General features: G+C 73.5%; 16 protein-coding genes. 4 read left to right on the top strand and 12 right to left on the bottom strand.

Annotated features, from left to right (window positions below):
* Positions 1-25 precede the first annotated feature (25 nt).
* Positions 26-1,510: a leucyl aminopeptidase gene (locus ELR47_RS10240; protein WP_130649810.1), complete on the top strand. Its 1,485-nt coding sequence runs from the start codon at positions 26-28 to the stop codon at positions 1,508-1,510.
* On the opposite strand, the gene ELR47_RS10245 is transcribed toward ELR47_RS10240, so the two are convergent.
* Positions 1,507-2,631, bottom strand: coding sequence for an alpha/beta fold hydrolase (locus ELR47_RS10245; RefSeq protein ID WP_130649811.1), 1,125 nt, complete (start codon positions 2,629-2,631; stop codon positions 1,507-1,509). The genes ELR47_RS10240 and ELR47_RS10245 overlap by 4 nt on opposite strands.
* Positions 2,632-2,647: 16 nt before the next feature.
* Positions 2,648-4,303: an FAD-binding dehydrogenase gene (locus tag ELR47_RS10250; RefSeq protein ID WP_130649812.1), complete on the bottom strand. Its 1,656-nt coding sequence runs from the start codon at positions 4,301-4,303 to the stop codon at positions 2,648-2,650.
* A 180-nt stretch (positions 4,304-4,483) separates the two neighbouring features.
* On the opposite strand from ELR47_RS10250, the gene ELR47_RS10255 reads away from it, so the two are divergent.
* Positions 4,484-5,509: a radical SAM protein gene (locus tag ELR47_RS10255; RefSeq protein WP_370469411.1), complete on the top strand. Its 1,026-nt coding sequence runs from the start codon at positions 4,484-4,486 to the stop codon at positions 5,507-5,509.
* Positions 5,510-5,530: 21 nt separating this feature from the next.
* On the opposite strand, the gene ELR47_RS10260 is transcribed toward ELR47_RS10255, so the two are convergent.
* Positions 5,531-6,481 carry a sodium:calcium antiporter gene (locus ELR47_RS10260; protein ID WP_130649814.1) on the bottom strand — a complete coding sequence of 317 codons (951 nt, stop codon included), beginning with the start codon at positions 6,479-6,481 and terminating at the stop codon, positions 5,531-5,533.
* 113 nt (positions 6,482-6,594) lie between these two features.
* Here ELR47_RS10260 and ELR47_RS10265 point away from each other — a divergent pair, with 113 nt between their 5' ends.
* The gene (locus ELR47_RS10265; RefSeq protein ID WP_130649815.1) at positions 6,595-7,956 is read left to right on the top strand and encodes a serine hydrolase domain-containing protein; all 1,362 of its coding nucleotides are present in this window, start codon (positions 6,595-6,597) and stop codon (positions 7,954-7,956) included.
* Between the two features lie 97 nt (positions 7,957-8,053).
* On the opposite strand, the gene ELR47_RS10270 is transcribed toward ELR47_RS10265, so the two are convergent.
* Together ELR47_RS10270 and gcvP are read right to left on the bottom strand one after the other, a co-directional pair.
* On the bottom strand, positions 8,054-8,755 hold the full coding sequence (locus ELR47_RS10270) for a L,D-transpeptidase family protein (protein ID WP_130649816.1): 702 nt from the start codon (positions 8,753-8,755) through the stop codon (positions 8,054-8,056).
* A 171-nt stretch (positions 8,756-8,926) separates the two neighbouring features.
* On the bottom strand, positions 8,927-11,923 hold the full coding sequence (gene gcvP / locus ELR47_RS10275; RefSeq protein ID WP_205745189.1) for an aminomethyl-transferring glycine dehydrogenase: 2,997 nt from the start codon (positions 11,921-11,923) through the stop codon (positions 8,927-8,929).
* 184 nt (positions 11,924-12,107) lie between these two features.
* Here gcvP and ELR47_RS10280 point away from each other — a divergent pair, with 184 nt between their 5' ends.
* A complete protein-coding gene (locus tag ELR47_RS10280; protein ID WP_130649817.1) occupies positions 12,108-12,884 on the top strand; it encodes a deoxyribonuclease IV in 777 nt (258 codons plus the stop codon).
* Between the two features lie 33 nt (positions 12,885-12,917).
* Here ELR47_RS10280 and ELR47_RS19125 read toward each other — a convergent pair whose 3' ends face one another.
* The 7 genes from ELR47_RS19125 to ELR47_RS10315 all read right to left on the bottom strand — a co-directional run bounded on the left by ELR47_RS19125 (position 12,918) and on the right by ELR47_RS10315 (position 18,480).
* On the bottom strand, positions 12,918-13,496 hold the full coding sequence (locus ELR47_RS19125; RefSeq protein ID WP_130649818.1) for a MerR family transcriptional regulator: 579 nt from the start codon (positions 13,494-13,496) through the stop codon (positions 12,918-12,920).
* 657 nt (positions 13,497-14,153) lie between these two features.
* On the bottom strand, positions 14,154-14,663 hold the full coding sequence (locus ELR47_RS10290) for a bifunctional nuclease family protein (RefSeq protein WP_130649819.1): 510 nt from the start codon (positions 14,661-14,663) through the stop codon (positions 14,154-14,156).
* Between the two features lie 33 nt (positions 14,664-14,696).
* Positions 14,697-15,929 carry a D-alanyl-D-alanine carboxypeptidase family protein gene (locus tag ELR47_RS10295; protein ID WP_130649820.1) on the bottom strand — a complete coding sequence of 411 codons (1,233 nt, stop codon included), beginning with the start codon at positions 15,927-15,929 and terminating at the stop codon, positions 14,697-14,699.
* The gene (ftsR, locus tag ELR47_RS10300; RefSeq protein WP_130649821.1) at positions 15,926-16,654 is read right to left on the bottom strand and encodes a transcriptional regulator FtsR; all 729 of its coding nucleotides are present in this window, start codon (positions 16,652-16,654) and stop codon (positions 15,926-15,928) included. The genes ELR47_RS10295 and ftsR overlap by 4 nt, the downstream gene beginning before the upstream one ends.
* Positions 16,651-17,139, bottom strand: coding sequence for an FHA domain-containing protein (locus tag ELR47_RS10305; RefSeq protein ID WP_130649822.1), 489 nt, complete (start codon positions 17,137-17,139; stop codon positions 16,651-16,653). The genes ftsR and ELR47_RS10305 overlap by 4 nt, the downstream gene beginning before the upstream one ends.
* 170 nt (positions 17,140-17,309) lie before the next feature.
* Complete coding sequence (gcvH, locus tag ELR47_RS10310) at positions 17,310-17,696, bottom strand: glycine cleavage system protein GcvH (protein WP_130649823.1); 387 nt, start codon at positions 17,694-17,696, stop codon at positions 17,310-17,312.
* A gap of 139 nt (positions 17,697-17,835) precedes the next feature.
* Positions 17,836-18,480 carry a CDP-alcohol phosphatidyltransferase family protein gene (locus ELR47_RS10315; RefSeq protein WP_165403992.1) on the bottom strand — a complete coding sequence of 215 codons (645 nt, stop codon included), beginning with the start codon at positions 18,478-18,480 and terminating at the stop codon, positions 17,836-17,838.
* Positions 18,481-18,508: the final 28 nt, after the last annotated feature.

Genomic DNA, 18,508 nt, shown 5'->3' on the forward strand with positions numbered 1-18,508 from the left:
CCGTCCCGTCAGCATCGGAGTGTCGTTGCCCCGTCGATCGCCCGCCGTCCACGTCACCACCGACGCCGTCGCCGAACTCGACGTCGACGCGCTCGTCGTCCCGGTGTTCCGCGGGGCGATCGAGGCGCCGGGGGCCGAGCAGGCGCTGCAGGCGATCGGCCTCGACGAGGTCCCGCGCGACGCGAACTTCCGTGGCCGGCTCGGCGAGGTGCTCGACCTCGCCGCGCCCGGTCAGCCCTGGGGACGGGTCACCCTGGTCGGGCTCGGCCGGATGGACGAGCTGTCGCCCGAGGTGCTGCGGCGCGCGGCCGGCAGCGCCGTGCGTTCCCTCGCGCCGCGCTGTCGCACCGTGGCGACCACTCTCGTGCTGGTGCAGCCGGGGGTACCGACGGTCCGGGCGGTCGCCGAGGGCGCGCTGCTCGGCGCCTACCGCTTCGACGACTGTCGGCCCGGACGGGACCCGCTCGCCCTGCGTGACGTGACCCTGGTGGTGCCGTCGTCGCTGGCCGGCGAGGCCGAACGCCAGCTGCACCTGGCCCGGGTCCACGCGGCCGCGCAGAACGTCGCCCGCGACCTGGTCAGCACGCCACCGAACCTGCTCGGCCCGGTCGAGTTCGCCGACCGCGCCCGAGAACTGGTGCCCGACGCCATCGACGTCGAGGTGTGGGACGAGGACCGGCTCGTCGCCGAACGGTGTGGCGGCCTGCTCGCCGTCGGACGCGGTTCGGCACGGCCGTCGCGGCTGGTGCGTCTGCACCACCGTCCCGCCTCCCCGGTCGCCAAGGTGGCACTGGTCGGCAAGGGCATCACCTTCGACACCGGCGGCCTCTCGCTCAAGCGGCCCTCGTCGATCATGGAGTCCATGAAGGGCGACATGGGCGGCGCGGGCGCCGTGCTCGGGGTGTTCACGGCGCTGGCCGAACTCGACGTGGCGGTGGAGGTGGTCGGCTACCTGTGTCTGGCCGAGAACATGCCCGGTGGCGACGCGCAACGTCCCAGCGACGTCATCACCATCCGTGACGGCACCACCGTCGAGGTGATGAACACCGACGCGGAGGGACGGCTCGTGCTCGCCGACGGCCTCAGCCTCGCCGTCGAGGACGACGACGTCGAGGCCGTCGTGGACGTCGCCACGCTCACCGGCGCGGTGGCGCGGGCGTTGGGCAAGCGCGCCAGCGGGGTGTTCGCCAACGACGACGACCTGCTGCGGCAGCTGCTGACGGCCGCGGAGGGTGCCGGCGAGTCGATGTGGCACCTGCCGCTGTGGGAGGACCTGCGCGACAACCTCGAGTCCGACGTCGCCGACCTGGAGAACCTCGGCCGGGGCGACGAGGCCGGCGCCACCATGGGCGGGCTGTTCCTGCGCGAGTTCGTCGACGGCCGGCCCTGGGCGCACCTCGACATCGCCGGACCGTTCTGGCAGGACGCCGACCGTCACCACAACCCCCGTCACGGCACCGGCGTGGCCGTGCGCACGCTGTTGCGCTGGCTGGAGCAGGCCGGGCGCTAGCGCTGGGCGGCGAGGATCTCGGCGACGAACCGCCACACCACCCGCAGGTCGCCCAGTGCCGCCCACCAGTCCCCCGCCCCGTCGAGGTTCAGGTCGACGTGGGAGAACGCGGTGAGCGTGAGCAGCTCGGCGTGCGGCACCGCGTGGCCGAGCCGCACCAGTTCGCTGTAGGGGATCGTGGGGTCCTCGGTCGAGTGCATCGCCACCACCGGGGTGTCGATCCGGTCGGCCACGGTCACCGGTGACACCTCGGCGAGGCGTCGTTGCAGGCGCTCGGGGATGCGGGTGGCGAGCTCGCGGGTGCGCCGGGGATCGTCGTTGGTCGCCAGCTCGTAGGCGGCGCGGGCCTCGGCGGGGAGATCCTCGGGCGCGCGCTCCCCGTCGAGCACGGCCACGAGCCCCTCGCGGTACTCGTCGGGCATCAACGCGACCAGCTGCTCGCGAATCACCTCGTCGGCCAGCGGGTGCGGTTCCCAGTCCAGCGCCTGCTCGCCGACCAGCGCCGTGCCGGTCGTGCCGGCCTGCACCACGCCGAGCAGGTCCACGTACGCCCCGAACGCGGCGACGAGCGTCAGCTGCTCGTCCCCCAGACGTTCGTCGGCCGCGGCGAGCAGCCCCAACGAGCCGCCGAACGAGGCCCCGACCAGCGCGACCGGGCCCCGCTCGTCCGCCAGCGTCGTGGTCATGCGGACCAGGTCCTCGACGTCGTCGGTGACCAGCTGCTGGTCGTAGACGCGCAGCTCGGGCAGGAACACCGCCCGGCCCGAACGGGCCAACGCCTCGGCGACGCGCACGATGCGGGGATCGTCGAGCCCCTCGGGTGCTGCTCCGGGCACGAGCAGGACCACCGGCGCGTCGTCGTCGGGCGACAGCCAGGTGCCCGACACGCCAGCGACCGTCCGTCGTCCGGGCTCCGCGGGCGCCGCCATCGGCCGGGGCACGTCGACCCCGATGGCGTCCAGCGCGGTCACGGCCGCCAGTGCCCGCATCCGCAACGTCGGGACCGTGGCGACGAGCCCGGCGAGCAGGGCGAGCACGACGACGAGGGCGAGCGCGACCCGCGGCCAGCGGCGTCGGCGGCCGGGGTGGGGGACCGGGGAGGTGGTCGCGTCGACGGACATGGCCGCCAGTGTGGGGTCAGGCGAGCGCGGCTGCAGCCGCCCGTCCCGCCACCCGTCCGGAGAACAGACAGCCACCCAGGAACGTGCCCTCGAGCGACCGGTAGCCGTGCATCCCGCCGCCGCCGAAGCCGGCGACCTCCCCGGCGGCGTACAGGCCGGGCAGCGGCGCGCCGCCGGCGCGCAGCACCCGCCCGTCGAGGTCGGTCTCGAGCCCGCCGAGGGTCTTGCGGGTCAGCAGGTGCAGGCGGACCCCGATCAGTGGGCCGGCGGCCGGGTCGAGCAGGCGGTGCGGCTCGGCGACGCGGATCAGCTTGTCGCCGAGGTAGGTGCGCGCGTTGCGGATCGCGGCGATCTGGAGGTCCTTGGTGAAGGTGTTGGCGAGCGCCCGGTCGCGGGCCTGCACCTCCCGGCGGACCCGGTCGAAGTCGAGCAGCGGCTCGTCGGTGCGCTCGTTCATGCCGCGCACCAGCGCCTCGAGGTTGTCGGCGACGACGAAGTCCTCGCCGCGGTCGAGGAACGCCTGCACCGGTGCCGAGGGTCCGGGACGGACCCGGGTCGAGAGCAGGCGCAGGTCCTTGCCGGTCAGGTCGGGGTTCTGCTCCGAGCCCGACAGGGCGAACTCCTTCTCCACGATCCTGGCGGTCAGCACGAACCAGGTGTGCTCGTGCCCGGTGCGGGTGATGTGGGCGAGCGTGCCGAGCGTGTCGAACCCCGGGTACAGCGGCACGGGCAGCCGGCGTCCGGTCGCGTCGAGCCACAGCGACGAGGGCCCGGGCAGGATCCGGATGCCGTGGTCGGTCCAGACCGGGTCGTGGTTGGCGATGCCCTCGGTGTAGTGCCACATCCGGTCGGGGTTGACGACGCTCGCGCCGGCGTCCCGGGTGATCTCCAGCATCCGGCCGTCGACGTGGTCGGGCACGCCGCGCAGCAGGTGGCGCGGGGCCGGTCCGAGTCGTTCGGGCCAGTTGCGGCGCACGAGGTCGAGGTTCGCGCCGATCCCGCCGGAGGTGACCACCACCGCCTGTGCCCGCAACGCGAAGTCGGCGACCTCGACCCGCGAGCTCGGTCGGCCGCGCTCGACGTCGTCGTCCGCGAGGACCCGGCCGCGGACGCCGGTGACCGTGCCGTCGTCGACGAGCAGGTCGTCGACCCGGTGGCGGAAGGCGACGCGCACCCGGCCGGCCTCGACCGCGGCCCGGACCCTCCGCGCGAACGGTTCGACCACGCCCGGGCCGGTCCCCCAGGTGATGTGGAAGCGCGGGACCGAGTTGCCGGGACCGAGGGCGCCGTGGCCACCGCGCTCGGCCCAACCCACGACCGGGAAGAAGCGCATCCCCTGGGCGTGCAGCCAGGCCCGCTTCTCCCCCGCGGCGAAGTCGACGTACGCCTCGGCCCACCGGCGGGGCCAGTGGTCCTCGGCCCGGTCGAAGCCGGCGGTGGCGAGCCAGTCCTGCCACGCCAGCTCGTGCGAGTCGGCGATGCGCATGCGGCGCTGCTCGGGCGAGTCGACCAGGAACAGCCCGCCGAAGGACCAGAACGCCTGCCCACCGAGCGACTGCTCGGGTTCCTGGTCGACCAGGAGCACGCGCCGGCCCGCGTCGGCCAGCTCGGCGGTGGCGACCAGCCCGGTCAGGCCGGCACCCACCACGATCACGTCCGCGTCGTCCGCCATGTGCGCGCGTGCTCCTCTCCGGTGTCGGGCACCGTAGCCGTGCGGGCGCGTCGAACCGCCGGTCCCCGCATCGCCCCGTTCCGAGGCGACCGAACGCACGTTCGATATCCTCGGTCCGGTGCGACGAGGAGTGGAGCGAGGATGACGTCCAGCGACACGGCGGCGGGTGCGGCGCAGCGGTTGCGCTGGTCGACGGTCGAGGAGGAAGCGGCGCTGCCCGGTCTCGGCGAGCGGATCACCCACCCGGAGTTCGCCGGCATCGAGTTCGTGCACGTGCGGGCCAAGAGCCTGCTCAACCACGTCCCGGCTGCGGCCGGCATGCCGTTCGCGTGGACGATCAACACCTACCGCGGTTGCAGCCACGCCTGCACGTACTGCTTCGCCCGCCCGACGCACACCTGGCTCGACCTCGACGCCGGACGCGACTTCGAATCGGTGATCGTGGTCAAGGTCAACGCCGTCGAGCGGCTGCGCGCGGAGCTGCGGCGTCCGTCGTGGCAGGGCGCGCACGTGGCGCTGGGCACCAACACCGATCCCTACCAGCGCTGCGAGGGGCGCTATCGGCTCACGCGGGGGGTGATCGAGACCCTCGCCACGGCCGGCAACCCGTTCTCCGTGCTGACCAAGGGCACGCTCGTCACCCGGGACCTCGACGTGCTGGCCGAGGCCGCCAGCCGCGGCGTGTGCAGCGGCGTCAGCCTGTCGATCCCCACCCTGGACGAGGACGTGTGGCGCGCGTCCGAACCGGGCACGCCCAACCCGCGGCGACGGCTCGAGACGGTCGCGGCGCTCCGCGAGGCGGGGATCCCGACCGGGGTGATGGTCGCGCCGATCATCCCGGGCATCTCCGACGCCCCCGAGCAGCTCGAGGCGGTCGTCCGCGGCGCCCTGGACGCGGGCGCCGACCGGGTCACGCCGATCGTGCTGCACCTGCGTCCGGGCGTGCGCGAGGTGTTCCTCCCGTGGCTGGCCCGGACGCGGCCCGACCTCGTCGAGCGCTACCGACGCCTCTACCCCCGGGCGTACCTGCCGAAGGTCGAGCAGCAACGGATCAGCCGCCAGGTGCACCGGCTGGTGGACCGCCACGGCGGACGCCGCCGTGGCAGCGTCGTCCGGCCCGACGACGCCCGTCGCCGCAGCGGCCACCGCGTCACGTCGGACCCGGCCGCTCCGGCGCCGCAGGGCGAGCAGTTGGCCCTGCTCTGAGCCGAGCGGGCGCCGTGTGCGTCAGCTGATCGCGAGCAGCGCGGGCACCGAGGCGAGGTGCAACGCCACCAGCAGGACACCGACCGGGCGAGGGACACGGGGGCGGCGGGCGAGCAGCAGGGCGGCGAGGCCGGTCACCGCGGCCGCGGCGACCACCACCACGAGCGCCGGCGTGTCGACGGCGAGACCGTCCCCGGTCGCGGTCGCGACCAGCGCGGACGTGCCGACCACGAACAGGGCGTTGAAGGCATTGGAGCCGAGCAGGTTGCCGAGCAGGATCTCGACCTGGCCGCGCCGTGCCGACGCGACCGCGGTCGCGAGCTCCGGCAGCGAGGTTCCGACGGCCACCAGCACCGAGGCGATGAGGATCTGCGGTACCCCGGCGGCCTCGGCCAGGTCGATCGCCCCGGCCACGAGCAGTTGTGCACCGACCAGCACCCCGAGCAGCCCCAGCACGACCCGCACCCCGACCAGCCGGGTCGCGGGCGGGAGCGGGACCTCGCCGGCCGGGTCCTCCCCGCCGGCACGCACGACCTGCCACACGACCGCGGCGAGCAACACCCCGACGAGCACGAGCCCGTCGACGAGACCGATGGACCCGTCGATCGCCAACCCGAGCAGCAGCACGGAGCCGGCGCCGGCGATGACGCCGTCACGGACCGGCGCCTGGTCGCGACGCCCGACGACCGGGCTGACCACGGCCGCGATGCCGAGGATGAGCAGCAGGTTCGCGACGTTGGAGCCAGCCGCGTTGCCGATGGCGAGGTCGGCGTCACCCTGCAGCGCGCCCGTCACCGACGTGACCAGCTCCGGCAGCGAGGTGCCGAAGCCGACCACGACGGCACCGATCACGGTCGCCGACCAACGCAGGCGCAGCGCCACGGCCTCGGCCCCGGCGACGAACTGGTCGGCCGCGTAGACCAGGACGACCAGACCGACGACCAGCAGTGCCAACGGTACGAGCGTGTCCACCAGAGCACCTCCTCACCGAGCGGTCCGCGTGCGCAGCCCGCGAACGATACGACACCCGGCCGGCTAGCCTCCATCGGCCGTCGCCCCGTCGAGTGCAGCCGTCAGGAGTCGTCGTGTCGTCCCTTCCCGACCGTGCCGTCAGGGCGCTCGAGGACCGGCTCGCCGACGAGCAACGTCACTCGCGCCTGCCCTCGGTGGTGGCCGGGGTGGTGCGCGAGGGCGTCCTGGCGTGGTCGGGCGCCGCCGGGAAGGTGGACGGTGCGGCGCCGACGCCACGGACGCAGTACCGCATCGGGTCGATTACCAAGACCTTCGTCGGCCTGTCGGTGCTCCGGCTGGTCGAGTCCGGCCGCGTCGATCTCGACGACCGGGTGACCGACCACGTCCCCGACGCCCCCGTGGGTCGTGCGACGCTGCTGCAGCTGCTCGCCCACGCGTCGGGGCTGCGGGCCGAGACCGCCGGGCCGTGGTGGGAGCGCACCGCCGGTGGCGACTGGAACGTGCTGCTCGCCCAGCTCCAGGCACCGACGACCCCGCACCGGGCCGGCCACCGCCACCACTACAGCAACGTCGGCTACGCCGTTCTCGGCCGCCTGCTCGAGGGCGCGCACGGCCGTCCGTGGCACGAGGTGGTGCACCGCGACTGGCTCGGGCCGCTGGACCTGACCGACACGACGGCCCGACCGCGGCCACCGTTCGCGCCGGGGCTCGCGGTCCATCCGTGGGCCGACACCGTCCTGCCCGAGCCCGAGCACGACGCCGGGGCGATGGCACCCGCGGGGCAGCTGTGGGCGCCGCTGGCGGACCTCGCTCGGTGGGCCGCGTTCCTCGCCGGCGACGGCGAGGGGCTGCTCGATCCGGCGTTGCTCGACGCCGCCCGACGGCCCGTCGTGGTCGACGACCGCCCCGGACAGCCGTGGCGGTCGGCCGCCGGACTCTCGCTGCAGGTGTTCGACGACGGCACGGGCCGGCGCAGTTTCGGACACGGCGGTTCGATGCCGGGGTTCCTGGCGCTGCTGCGGGTCGACGCGGACTCGGGTGACGGTGCGGTCGTGATGACCAACACCACGGCCGGGCTCGACGGCGCGATCGCCGCGGACCTGCTGGGCCTGCTGGCGCGGGAGGCCCCCCGCCGGCGACCCGCCTGGACACCCGGCGGCGTGGCCGCCGACGCGCTGGCGCTCACCGGCGTGTGGTACTGGGGTCCGACGCCCGTGTCGGTCACCGCGCTCGGCAACGACACGCTGCGCCTCGAGGCGGTGCGTGGCGTCGCCCGCTCCTCACGGTTCCGTCGCCGGCCCGACGGGGGCTGGGAGGGACTCGACGGCTACTACGCCGGCGAGGTGCTCCGCCCCGCCACGGCCGACGACGGCACGGTGCGCTGGTTCGACCTCGCGTCGTTCGTGTTCACCCGGATGCCCTACGACGCCGACGCCGACGTGCCCGGCGGCGTCGCCGCCGAGGGGTGGCGGTGACCCGGACCGGGCACGTCGGCGTCCCGCGGGCGGAGCTGGCCCGCGCGGCGCGTGCGGGCCGTCGCGTGGAGACGGCCCGCACGGTGTCGAGCGGCGATCAGTAGCGACCGATGACCTTCACCGGGTCGCCGACCTTGAGCCGACCGAACAGCCAGTCCGCGCCCTTGGGCGTGACGCGGGCGCAGCCCTTGCTGGCGGGCGCGGCGGGGACGCTGTTGGAGCCGTGGATGGCGATGGCACCGTCGAAGTACATCGGGCTGTACATGTTCGGGGTCTTGGACGGGTAGAGGCTGGAGGTGTGCCAGCCCTTCTTGACCCGCTGGATCTTGAAGTCGCCGTTGCGGGGCAGGCCACCGGTACCGGTCGAGGTGATCAGCACCTTCTGCCAGCGGCCGTCCTGGCGGTAGAAGATCGTCTGACAGGTCTTGTCGACGGTCACGCCGCGGCCGGCGGACGCCTTGGGCAGTCCGGTGGTCGCGCGGATCGCGTCGAGCTCGCCCTTGGCGAGCGCGTTGCGGCTGGCGGTGCGGCCGCTGAGGCGCCGCCAGGCGCACAGGCCCTGGCGGGTGCGCGGGCCGTCGACGCCGTCGACGGTGCCGACCGGGTAGCCGAGGTCGCTCAGGCGCTGTTGCACCTCACGGACCGTGGCGTTGCCGGTCGCGGCCTGGGCCTCGCCGACCCCGCCGGCCGCGACGAGCGCGAGCGTGAGCAGGACGGCGAGCAGCAGCGACAGCGTCCGCTGCGCCGGCAGGGCGAGGCGACGGACGGGGAGGGAACGGGGCGTGGGAGTGGAGGTCATGGCGGTTCGCCGATTCGGGTGGGGCTGCGCACCGTTGCGCAGCGCTTCACCCGTTCCGACGCACACCCCGGGCCGCGAGTTGCCCCCTCGTCCGCGGTGCGCAGCACCTGCACGGATCCAAACTCGATGCAACCCTATGGCCGGTACGCCGTTCCGCGGGCGTGTACCGGATCAGTCCTCGAACGCCTCCGGGGCCGGGCAGGCGCAGACGAGGTTGCGGTCACCGTGGGCGTTGTCGACCCGGGCCACCGGGGGCCAGTACTTGTCGTCACGACGGACGCCGGCCGGGTACGCCGCCAGCTCGCGGGGATAGGGGTGGTCCCAGTGGTCGACGAGCAGGTCCTCGGCCGGGTGGGGCGCGTTGACCAGGGGGTTGTCGTCGCTTGGCCACTCCCCCGCCGCGACGGCCGCCTCCTCGTCGCGGATGGCCAGCATCGCGTCGCAGAACCGGTCGAGCTCGGCCTTCGACTCCGACTCGGTGGGTTCGATCATCAGCGTGCCCGCGACGGGGAACGACATCGTCGGCGCGTGGAAGCCGTGGTCGACGAGGCGCTTGGCGACGTCCTCGTTGCTGATGCCCGAACGCTCACGCCAGTGGCGGACGTCGACGATGGCTTCGTGGGCGACCAGCCCGCCCTCGCCGGTGTAGAGCACCGGATAGCCGTCGGCGAGCCGCGTGGCGACGTAGTTGGCGTTCAGGATCGCGGTCTCGGTGGCCCGGCGCAGCCCCGAGGCGCCCATCAGCGCCACGTAGGCCCACGAGATCTGCAGGATCCCGGCCGAGCCCCAGGGTGCGGCGGCCACCGGTCCGGTGCGTCGCTCGGGCGCGAGGTCGCCGGCCGACGGGTGCCCGGCCTCCGGTACCAGCGGGTGCGTCGGCAGGTACGGCGCGAGGTGTGCGCGGCAGCCGACCGGACCCACGCCCGGACCGCCGCCGCCGTGCGGGATGCAGAAGGTCTTGTGCAGGTTCAGGTGGCTGACGTCCGCGCCGAAGCGTCCCGGTCGGGCCACGCCGACGAGCGCGTTGAGGTTGGCGCCGTCGAGGTAGACCTGCCCTCCGTGGTCGTGGACGAGGGCACAGATGTCGCTGATCCGGCGCTCGAACACGCCGTGGGTCGACGGGTAGGTCACCATCAGCGCCGCGAGTCGATCGGCGTGCTCGGTGACCAGCCGCTTGAGCTCGTCGACGTCGACGTTGCCGTCGTCGTCACAGGGCACGACCTTGACCCGCATGCCGGCCATGACCGCGCTCGCCGCGTTCGTGCCGTGCGCGGACGACGGGATCAGGCACACGTCGCGCTGGTCGTCACCGTTGGCCCGGTGGTAGCCCCGGATGGCCAGCAGACCGGCCAGCTCGCCCTGGGACCCGGCGTTGGGCTGGAGGCTGACGGCGTCGTAGCCGGTGATCTCCGCCAGCCAGCGTTCGAGGTCGGCGATCACCTGGCGCGTGCCCGCCGAGCGCTCCAGCGGCGCGAACGGGTGCAGCTCGGCGAAGGCCGGCCAGGTGACGGCCTCCATCTCCACCGCGGCGTTGAGCTTCATGGTGCACGAACCGAGCGGGATCATGGCCCGGTCGAGGGCGACGTCCTTGGCCTTGAGCGAGCGCAGCCACCGCAGCAGCTCGGTCTCGGAGCGGTAGCGCGAGAAACGCGGGTCGGTCAGCACCGCGGTGGTGCGCCGCAACGCGGCCGGGATGCCGTCAGCGGCGCTCGCCGTACGTGCCACGACCTGCGCGAGGCGGTCGGTCGCCTGCCGGTCGAGCTCACCGACGAAGGCGGCGGCGACGGCCGCGACGTCGTCGAGCGTCGTGGTCTCGTCGAAGGCGACCCGCACCAGATCGGGGTCGAGCGCGTCGGAGGCCGTGCGCACCCGTCCCAGCTCGTAGCCACGTTCGGCCGCCGCGGCCACGACCTCGTCGGCGCGCCCGTCGACGCGCACGGTGAGGGTGTCGAACCACGTGGTCGCGGTGGTCGTCAGCCCGGCCTCGAGCAGCGCGTCACGGAGCGCACCGGTCATCGCGGAGGTCCGTCGGGCGATGCGGGCCAGTCCCTGCGGACCGTGGTGCACGGCGTACATGGCGGCGACGACCGCCAGCAGCACCTGCGAGGTGCAGATGTTGGAGGTGGCGCGCTCCCGGCGGATGTGCTGCTCGCGGGTCTGCAGGGCGAGCCGGTACGCCTCGCGTCCGCGCGCGTCCACCGACACGCCGACCAGCCGGCCGGGCAGGTTGCGGGCGAACGCGTCCCGGGTGGCGAGGAAGCCGGCGTGCGGGCCCCCGAACATCATCGGGACGCCGAAGCGCTGACTGGACCCGACCACCACGTCGGCGCCCTGCTCCCCCGGCGGGGTGACCAGCAGGCAGGCGAGCAGATCGGTCGCCACGGTCACGAGCACGTCGGCGTCGTGCAGCCGGGCGATCAGGTCGCGGTCGTCGATCACGGCGCCGTCGGTGGTCGGCTGCTGGAGCAGCACCGCCACGACGTCGTTGAGCGCGAGCTCGTCGGGACCCGACGCGCGTACGTCGGTCACCACGACCTCGAGACCGAGGGGTTCGGCCCGGGTCTGCACGACCGCGATCGTCTGCGGGTGACAGCCGGTGTCGAGCAGCAACGTGGCGGCGTCCTTGCCGTCCGCACCCTTCTTGCGCGAGACCCGGTGGCACAGGGTGAGGCCCTCGGCGGCGGCGGTCGCCTCGTCGAGCAGCGACGCGCCGGCCAGTTCGCGGCCCGTCAGGTCGCGCACCATGGTCTGGAACACCAGCAGCGCCTCGAGGCGCCCCTGCGAGATCTCGGGCTGGTAGGGGGTGTAGGCGGTGTACCAGCCCGGATCCTCGAGCACGTTGCGGCGGATGACCGGCGGGGTGATGGTGCCGGCGTAGCCGAGCCCGATGCAGGCCTTGCGCACGTCGTTGCGGTCCGCGAGATCGCGCAGCCGGGCGAGCACCGTCGCCTCGGACGCCGGCTCGGGCAGCGCCAGCGGCGTGTCGTCGCGGATGACGTCGGGTACCGCCCGCTCGAGCAGGGTCGCGAGGTCCGGGACGTCGAGCGCCGCCAGCATCTGCCGCTGCTCGTCGGCGTCGGGACCGAGGTGTCGACGGTGGAAGCCAGCGTCGTCCCGCAGGTCGGCGAGGTCGTGGCCCCGGTTGCCGGCAGGAGTCGTCTCGGGCACGTGGTCTCCGAACGGGCGAGGTCGTCGTCGAGCGGGCGCGGCGCGACGGCCGTCCCCGTGCGGGCGCGGCGCGACGGCCGTCCCCGTGCGGGCGCCATCGAAGCAGCACCGTCATCGGGCTGCCGAACGCGCGCGCTAGCCTCGAAACGGCTCCACGGTCCACCCTCGACGAAAGTCGGTCCGCATGCGCATCGGCGCCCACGTCCCCGCCAAGGACCCCCTCGCGACCGCCGCCGAGCGGGGCGCCGAGGTGGTCCAGCTGTTCCTGTCGGCCCCACAACAGTTCCGGGGGCCCAAGCCGCGCGAGGACGCCGACGAACTGCGGGCCGGTGACGTGGCGATCTACGTCCACGCGCCGTACCTCGTCAACGTGGCGACCACCAACAACCGGGTCCGCCACCCGTCACGGCAGCTGTTGGAGAAGACCGTGCGCGCCGCGGAGGACATCGGCGCCCTCGGCGTGATCGTGCACGGTGGCCACCTGCCCGAGGAGGACGACGTCGCCGAGGGCTTCGCGAACTGGCGTTCGACGTTGGAGCGGCTGGAGACCGACCTGCCGATCCTGATCGAGAACACCGCCGGCGGCAACAACGCGGTGGCGCGCCACTTCGACCGCATCGGTCGGCTGTGGGAGACGCTCGAGGACGTGTCGACCCCGTTCGGGTTCTGCCTCGACACCTGCCACACCCATGCCGCCGGGGAGAAGCTCGACGACGCGGTCGAACGCATCGTGGGCATCACCGGGCGCATCGACCTGGTCCACCTCAACGACTCGAAGGACGAGTTCGGGTCCGGGCGCGATCGGCACCAGAACCTCGGCGAGGGACGCATCGACCCCGACGTGCTCGTCGAGGTGGTCCGGCGCGCGGGGGCCGACGTGGTCGTGGAGACCCCGGACGGCGACGGCGACGGTCAGGCCGCCGACATCGCCTGGCTGCGGGACCGGCTCGGCCCGGCCTGACCGGGTACGACCCCGGCCTCGGCGCTGCGTACGTCAGCCGGTGACGACGGCCGCGTCGGCGTCGGCGGACGAGTGCTCCTCGGACGCGATCGCCGGCTCGTCGTCGAGCCGTTCGGTGGGGAAGGCGGTGACCTCGCCGCGCAACTCGTCGATGACCGGGCCGAGGGCGATCGCGAACACGCCCTGACCGCGCCGCAGCAGGTCGACGAGCGAGGCGTCGTCCTCGAGCAGGTAGACCGAGTCGCCGTGGGAGACCAGGGTCGCGTCGGCGAGTGAGCGTCCGCGGGCGCGCAGTTCGTCGACGGCCTGGCGCACCTTCTGCAGCGACACGCCGGTGTCGAGCAGACGCTTGACGACGCGGAGCCGCACCACGTCGTCGAACGAGTACAGCCGCTGGGTCCCCGAACCGGTCGCCTTGCGGACGCTGGGCTCCACCAGCGCCGTACGGGCCCAGTAGTCGAGCTGCCGGTAGGTGATGCCGACGATCTTGGTCACCGAGCTCCCCCGGTAGCCCTCCCGGACGCCGGCATCGCCGACGTCGAGAGCGAGCTGACCTACGTCCGGCACGGTGCTCACGCAAGGGCTCCTGGATCGCGATGCCGTGGTGGGCATCGTGCTGGCATCGGCGGGTGGAGGCGAAGCGCCCGCGTCCCTCCACTCGTGCTGCCGAGCTGCGGGTGGAGGAGGACGGTCCGGTCGTACTCCACCCGGCCTCGGGCGGTGAGCCTACGACGAGAACTACAGGCGTGTCAATGGCATGTCGAGGGTTCCGAGACCCTCAACCTCGACCAGATTGTCAAGGTTTTCCGGATCGAGACACGCCTAAAGACCATGAGAGGGAACGGCTGCGAAGGCCGAAGTCGGCGCGGACCGGCGCCGATCGACACACCACGGCAGCCCGGTGACGGGCAACGAGAGGGCACGAAATCCGTGAGTCCGAGGGCAGCCGGTCGACCGCCGCGTCCCGCGGGGAGCTCAGGACCGTGGCGGCAGCCGCGTTGCCCGGCGACCGACCGCAGCATCCGGTGACGCGGCGGCGGCCGGACGTACGCGACACGCCCCCGGGCCGCGCCGGTCACGCGGGCGGTGCGAACAACGGGCGCGAACGGCGACGCGGTCCGGCCGCCGGACACCCCGGACTCCCCCGACCCCGGCACGTGCCGGGTCCGTCCCCGGTGTGCGTGGTGTGTCCGGCTCACGTCGGCGCGAGGTGGCACGTTCCCCGGAGCATCCCGCGACCGTCCGCGGGACGGCCGCTGCCCGGCGGTGTCACTGCTCGCGGAAGTCCTCGGGCGAGATGTCGTCGAGGAACTCCCGGAACTGGCGGACCGCCTCCTCGGCGTCCACGCCGCCCTCCTCGCCTTCCTCGGTGCCCGGTTCGATCTCCAGACCGGCCTCGTCGAGGACCTGCTCGGCCCCGAAGATCGGCACGTCGTCGAGGCGGCTCGCGAGGGCGATCGCGTCGGAGGGGCGCGCCGAGACGGTCATGGTGTTGCCGGCCAACGACAGGTGCAGCTCGGCGAAGAAGGTGCCGTCACGCAGGGCGGTGACGTGCACCGCCGCCAGCTCGGCGCCCAGTTGGCCCAGCACCTCCACGAACAGGTCGTGCGTGAGTGGGCGGGGGGTCTCCACGCCCTGCAGCGCGAACGCGATCGCCGTGGCCTCGACCGCGCCGATCCAGATCGGCAGATAGCGGGTGCCGTGCCGCTCCTTGAGCAACACGATCGGCTGGTTGGCCGGCAGCTCGACGCGTACGCCGACGAGCTCCATCTCGATCACGAGGGTCGCTCCTGGGTCGTCGACTGCTGCAGGCTAGCGGAGGGCATCCGCCCCGGACGCCGCGCGCAGGGACGCGTAGGCACCGTCGACCAGGGCGGCCCCCAGTCGGGCGGCGCTCCCGGCGTCGGGCGTGCCGGATCCGGCGTCCCCGTCCCCGGCCTCGGCAGCCACCGCCGACGGCGAGGCGAGCGTGCGCGCGGCCAGCTCGGTCAAGGGCTCGGCACCCGCGTGCACCTCGACCTCCACCTGAGCTTCGGGTGGGCGGGCCGGCACGGTGACCGAGACCGACGCCGGCCGGTCGGTCGGCGTGGTCACCGTGGTCGGCGGCAACGCGTAGCTGTGCCATCCCCCGGCGACCGCGAGGTCCAGTCGCACCGACGGCTGCTCGAGCGCGTAGGCGTCGAAGCCGGCATCGAGCAGGCGCGCGGCCTGCGTGAAGCGGGCCGGGTCGTCGCCCGCGTCGAGGACCACGGCGACCAGTTCACGGCCATCGCGTTGCGCACTGGCGATCAGACTGTTCCCGGCCGCGAGGGTGAATCCGGTCTTCACGCCGGTGGCCCCGGGATAGCTGCCCAGCAACAGGTTGCGGTTCGGCTCGGTCGGTTGCCCGGGAAGGGTGACCTCGCGGCGAGCGAGCAGGGGGCGCAGCTGCTCGTGCGCCAGCGCGGCCCGCGCGATGGTCGCCAGGTCGAGCGCGGACACCTCGTGGAGATCGCCCAGCCCGGTGACGGAGCCGAAGTCGCGCTGCTCGAGGCCCAGCCGGGCCGCGTCCTGTTCCATCAGCCGCAGGAAGCGGTCGGTGTCGCCCCCGACGAAGGTCGCCAGCGCCTCGGCCGCGTCGTTGCCCGAGCGGATCAGGATCGCCTCGAGCAGCTGGCGCACCGTCCAGGTCTCCCCCGGTCGGAGGCCGACCGACGCCCCCTCCACCAGGACCTCGGGCCCGACCGTCACCTCGGCGTCGAGCTCGACGCGATCGACGGCGGTCAGGGCCGTGAGCACCTTGATGGTCGAGGCCACCGGCCGCGGTTGCTCGGCCCCGCGCTCGAGCAGGCGTTGCCCGCTGCTGGCCTCGACCAGGACCACCGCACTGGCGGTGACGTCCTCGGGCACGTCCGGCCAGTCGGACGGGGGTGGTCCGGCGACCGCGGGCGTCGGTGGTGCCGTCAGTTCGGCCGTCGCGGGCACCGGGCCGACCAGGCACAGGCTGGCCGTCAGGGCGGCCAGCACCGTGGTGGCACGCCGCCGACGGGCGATCTTGGCGGTCACGGGCCGAGCAGTGCCCGCAGCTGGCGTGCGAGCAGTGCCTGGTGCAGTGCGCCGCCTGCGGCGACGACCCGCTCGGCCTGCTCGACCGCACTGCGCCGGCTGTCGGGATTGCGCTGACGCAGCAGCGGCGACACCAGCTGCTCGGCCAGCGCGGCCTCGCGGTCGGCGAACTGCCGGTACATGCGCAGGTGGCGGACCTCGAGCCCGCCGCCGAGCAGCGACGCCGCGAGCTTGGCCACCTGGAGGTCGTGACCGTCGTGCGTGGGGCCCGGCCCGAGCAGCCCGTGGTCGCGGAGCTGGGTCACCTCGTCGCCGGTGAGGCCGGTCGCGTCCGCGAGCTCCGCGGAGGTGAGCTGCACCTCGGCCGCGGGCAGGTCGAACACCGACGCCGGCGCGTCGACGGGCGGCGACGCTTCCCCGGTGTCGGGCGAGGGCGAGGGCGCCGACGCCGGCTCCTCGCCGGGCGCCCCGGCGACGGGCAGGCCGGCGTCGAGCCGCGCGAGCTCGTCCTTGATGACCCGCAGTGGGAGGTACCGGTCCCGCTGGGCCCGCAACACGTAGCGCAGCCGGTCGATGTCCTCACCGGTGAACTTGCGGTAGCCGGATTCCGTCCGGTCGGGCGAGATCAGCCCCTCGGCCTCCAGGAAGCGGATCTTGGAGATCGTGATGTCGCTGAACTCGTCCTTCAGGCGGTTGAGCACCTCACCGATGGTGAGGGACTTCACGGTGCCAGCCCACCCGCCTCGGCCCCGTCACCGACATAGAGCAGCTTGAACCGCCCGATCTGCACCTCGTCACCGGTGGCCAGCGCCCGCTCGTCGACGCGTTCACCGTTGACGTACGAGCCGTTGAGGCTCCCGAGGTCGCGCACCACCGAGCCGTGCTCGCCGTGGACCAGTTGCGCGTGCCGGCGCGACACCGTCACGTCGTCGAGGAAGATGTCCGAGTCGGGGTGGCGACCGACGGTCACCGGGTCGTGGTCGAGCACGAACCGGGCGCCGGCATTGGGTCCGCGGACCACGACCAGCATGCCCGTTCCCGGCTCCAGCTCCGGCAGCGCGTCGAGTTCGTGGGCGGGATCGAAGGCCCCGACCTCGATGGACGCCGTGGTGTGCTCGGTCCCGGCCGGGGCGACGACGACCCGTGCCCCGCAGGACGGACAGAAGTTGGCGTCCTCGGGCACTTGTTCGCCGCACTGGCTGCAGAACACGTCGCCTCCTGTGACGTCACGGGATCCGGAGCGCCGTCAGGGTCTGCGGAAGGTCCAGCCCGACCCGACGGCCCCCGCGGCGAGTCCGGCAGCCTAGACCACCCGGGCGGCCGACGCAGCCCGTCGGTGCACGAGCTCCGTGCCTGCTCGACCTCGGGTCGAGGTGGAGGTCAGCCCTCGGCCAGCTCGCCGTAGGCCTCGGCGTCGAGCAGTCCGTCGAGTTCCCCGCGGTCACCGGGACGGATCGTCACCATCCAGCCCTGGCCGTAGGGCTCGAGGTTGACCAGCTCGGGGCGTTCGTCGAGGTCCTCGTTGCGCTCGACGACCACCCCACTGACGGGGGCGTACAGGTCGGAGACCGACTTGGTCGACTCGACCTCGCCGAACACCTGCCCCTGCTCGACCTCCGCACCCGGGCTCGGCAGGTCGACGTAGACGACGTCGCCGAGCTGCTCCTGGGCGAACTGCGTGATCCCGACGGTCAGCAGCTCGCCGTCGTCGCGCAACCACTCGTGTTGCTCGGTGTAGCGCAACTCGCTCGGCGTGTTCTCCGCCACGGCAGAGCACTCCTGTCCTGGTCGGTGTCCTGGTCAGCTGCCGGCTGTTCTCGGCTACCGGCTGGTCCGGCTACCGGCGGTTCCGGGGGGCCGTTCGACGGCACCGTCCCGGTCCGGCCATCCGGCCGATCGCGCCACCCTATCGCAGCGGCGTGTCGCTGTTCTGGTCCTCGCCCCCGGTCGCGTTCGCACGCCGGCGGACGATGCGGGCGTAGTCGAACGCGGCGAGCCAGTAGAGCACGATGTTGACCACCAACAGCGCCCACGCCAGCCAGTACAGCAGCGGTTGCGGTGCCGCGACCCCGTCGCCGACGACCACGGCCAGCAGCAGCATCGGCAGGGCCCACATGAGCCCGAAGGTCGCCGTCTTGCCCAGCCGCGTCACGTCCGGCGGCCGCCCCCCACGGGCGAGCAGGGCCAGGCCGGCGAGCCCGACGAGCAGGTCCCGCGCGATCAGCACGGCCACGACCCACCACGGCAGGAGCCCGCCGACCACGAACCCGATCCCGACCACGACGAACAGGATCCGGTCGCTGATCGGGTCGAGGAGCTTGCCGAGCTCGGTGACCTGGTCGAGCTGACGGGCGAGGTAGCCGTCGAGCCAGTCGGTCGCGGCGAACACCGCCAACAGCACGAAGGCGCGCAGGAACCGGCCGTCGGTCAGGTCGAGGTAGACCACCGGCAGGATCGCCAGCCGCGCGAACGACAACAGGTTGGGGATCGTCCAGATCCGACGCGAGGCGGCACGCTGTCGCCCGCCACCACCCAGGTCGTAGATCCGCAAGGCCCACCCCTGCCGCCGAGTGCCGCGT

Origin of the sequence: Egicoccus halophilus (assembly GCF_004300825.1) — a bacterium.
GTDB classification, from domain to species: domain Bacteria; phylum Actinomycetota; class Nitriliruptoria; order Nitriliruptorales; family Nitriliruptoraceae; genus Egicoccus; species Egicoccus halophilus.

Coding starts and splice junctions, on each gene's coding strand:
- ELR47_RS10245 (WP_130649811.1), bottom strand. CDS start 2,631: ATGTCCGTCGACGCGACCACCTCCCCGGTCCCCCACCCCGGCCGCCGA.
- ELR47_RS10250 (WP_130649812.1), bottom strand. CDS start 4,303: ATGGCGGACGACGCGGACGTGATCGTGGTGGGTGCCGGCCTGACCGGG.
- ELR47_RS10270 (WP_130649816.1), bottom strand. CDS start 8,755: ATGACCTCCACTCCCACGCCCCGTTCCCTCCCCGTCCGTCGCCTCGCC.
- ELR47_RS10280 (WP_130649817.1), top strand. CDS start 12,108: ATGCGCATCGGCGCCCACGTCCCCGCCAAGGACCCCCTCGCGACCGCC.
- ELR47_RS19125 (WP_130649818.1), bottom strand. CDS start 13,496: ATGCCCACCACGGCATCGCGATCCAGGAGCCCTTGCGTGAGCACCGTG.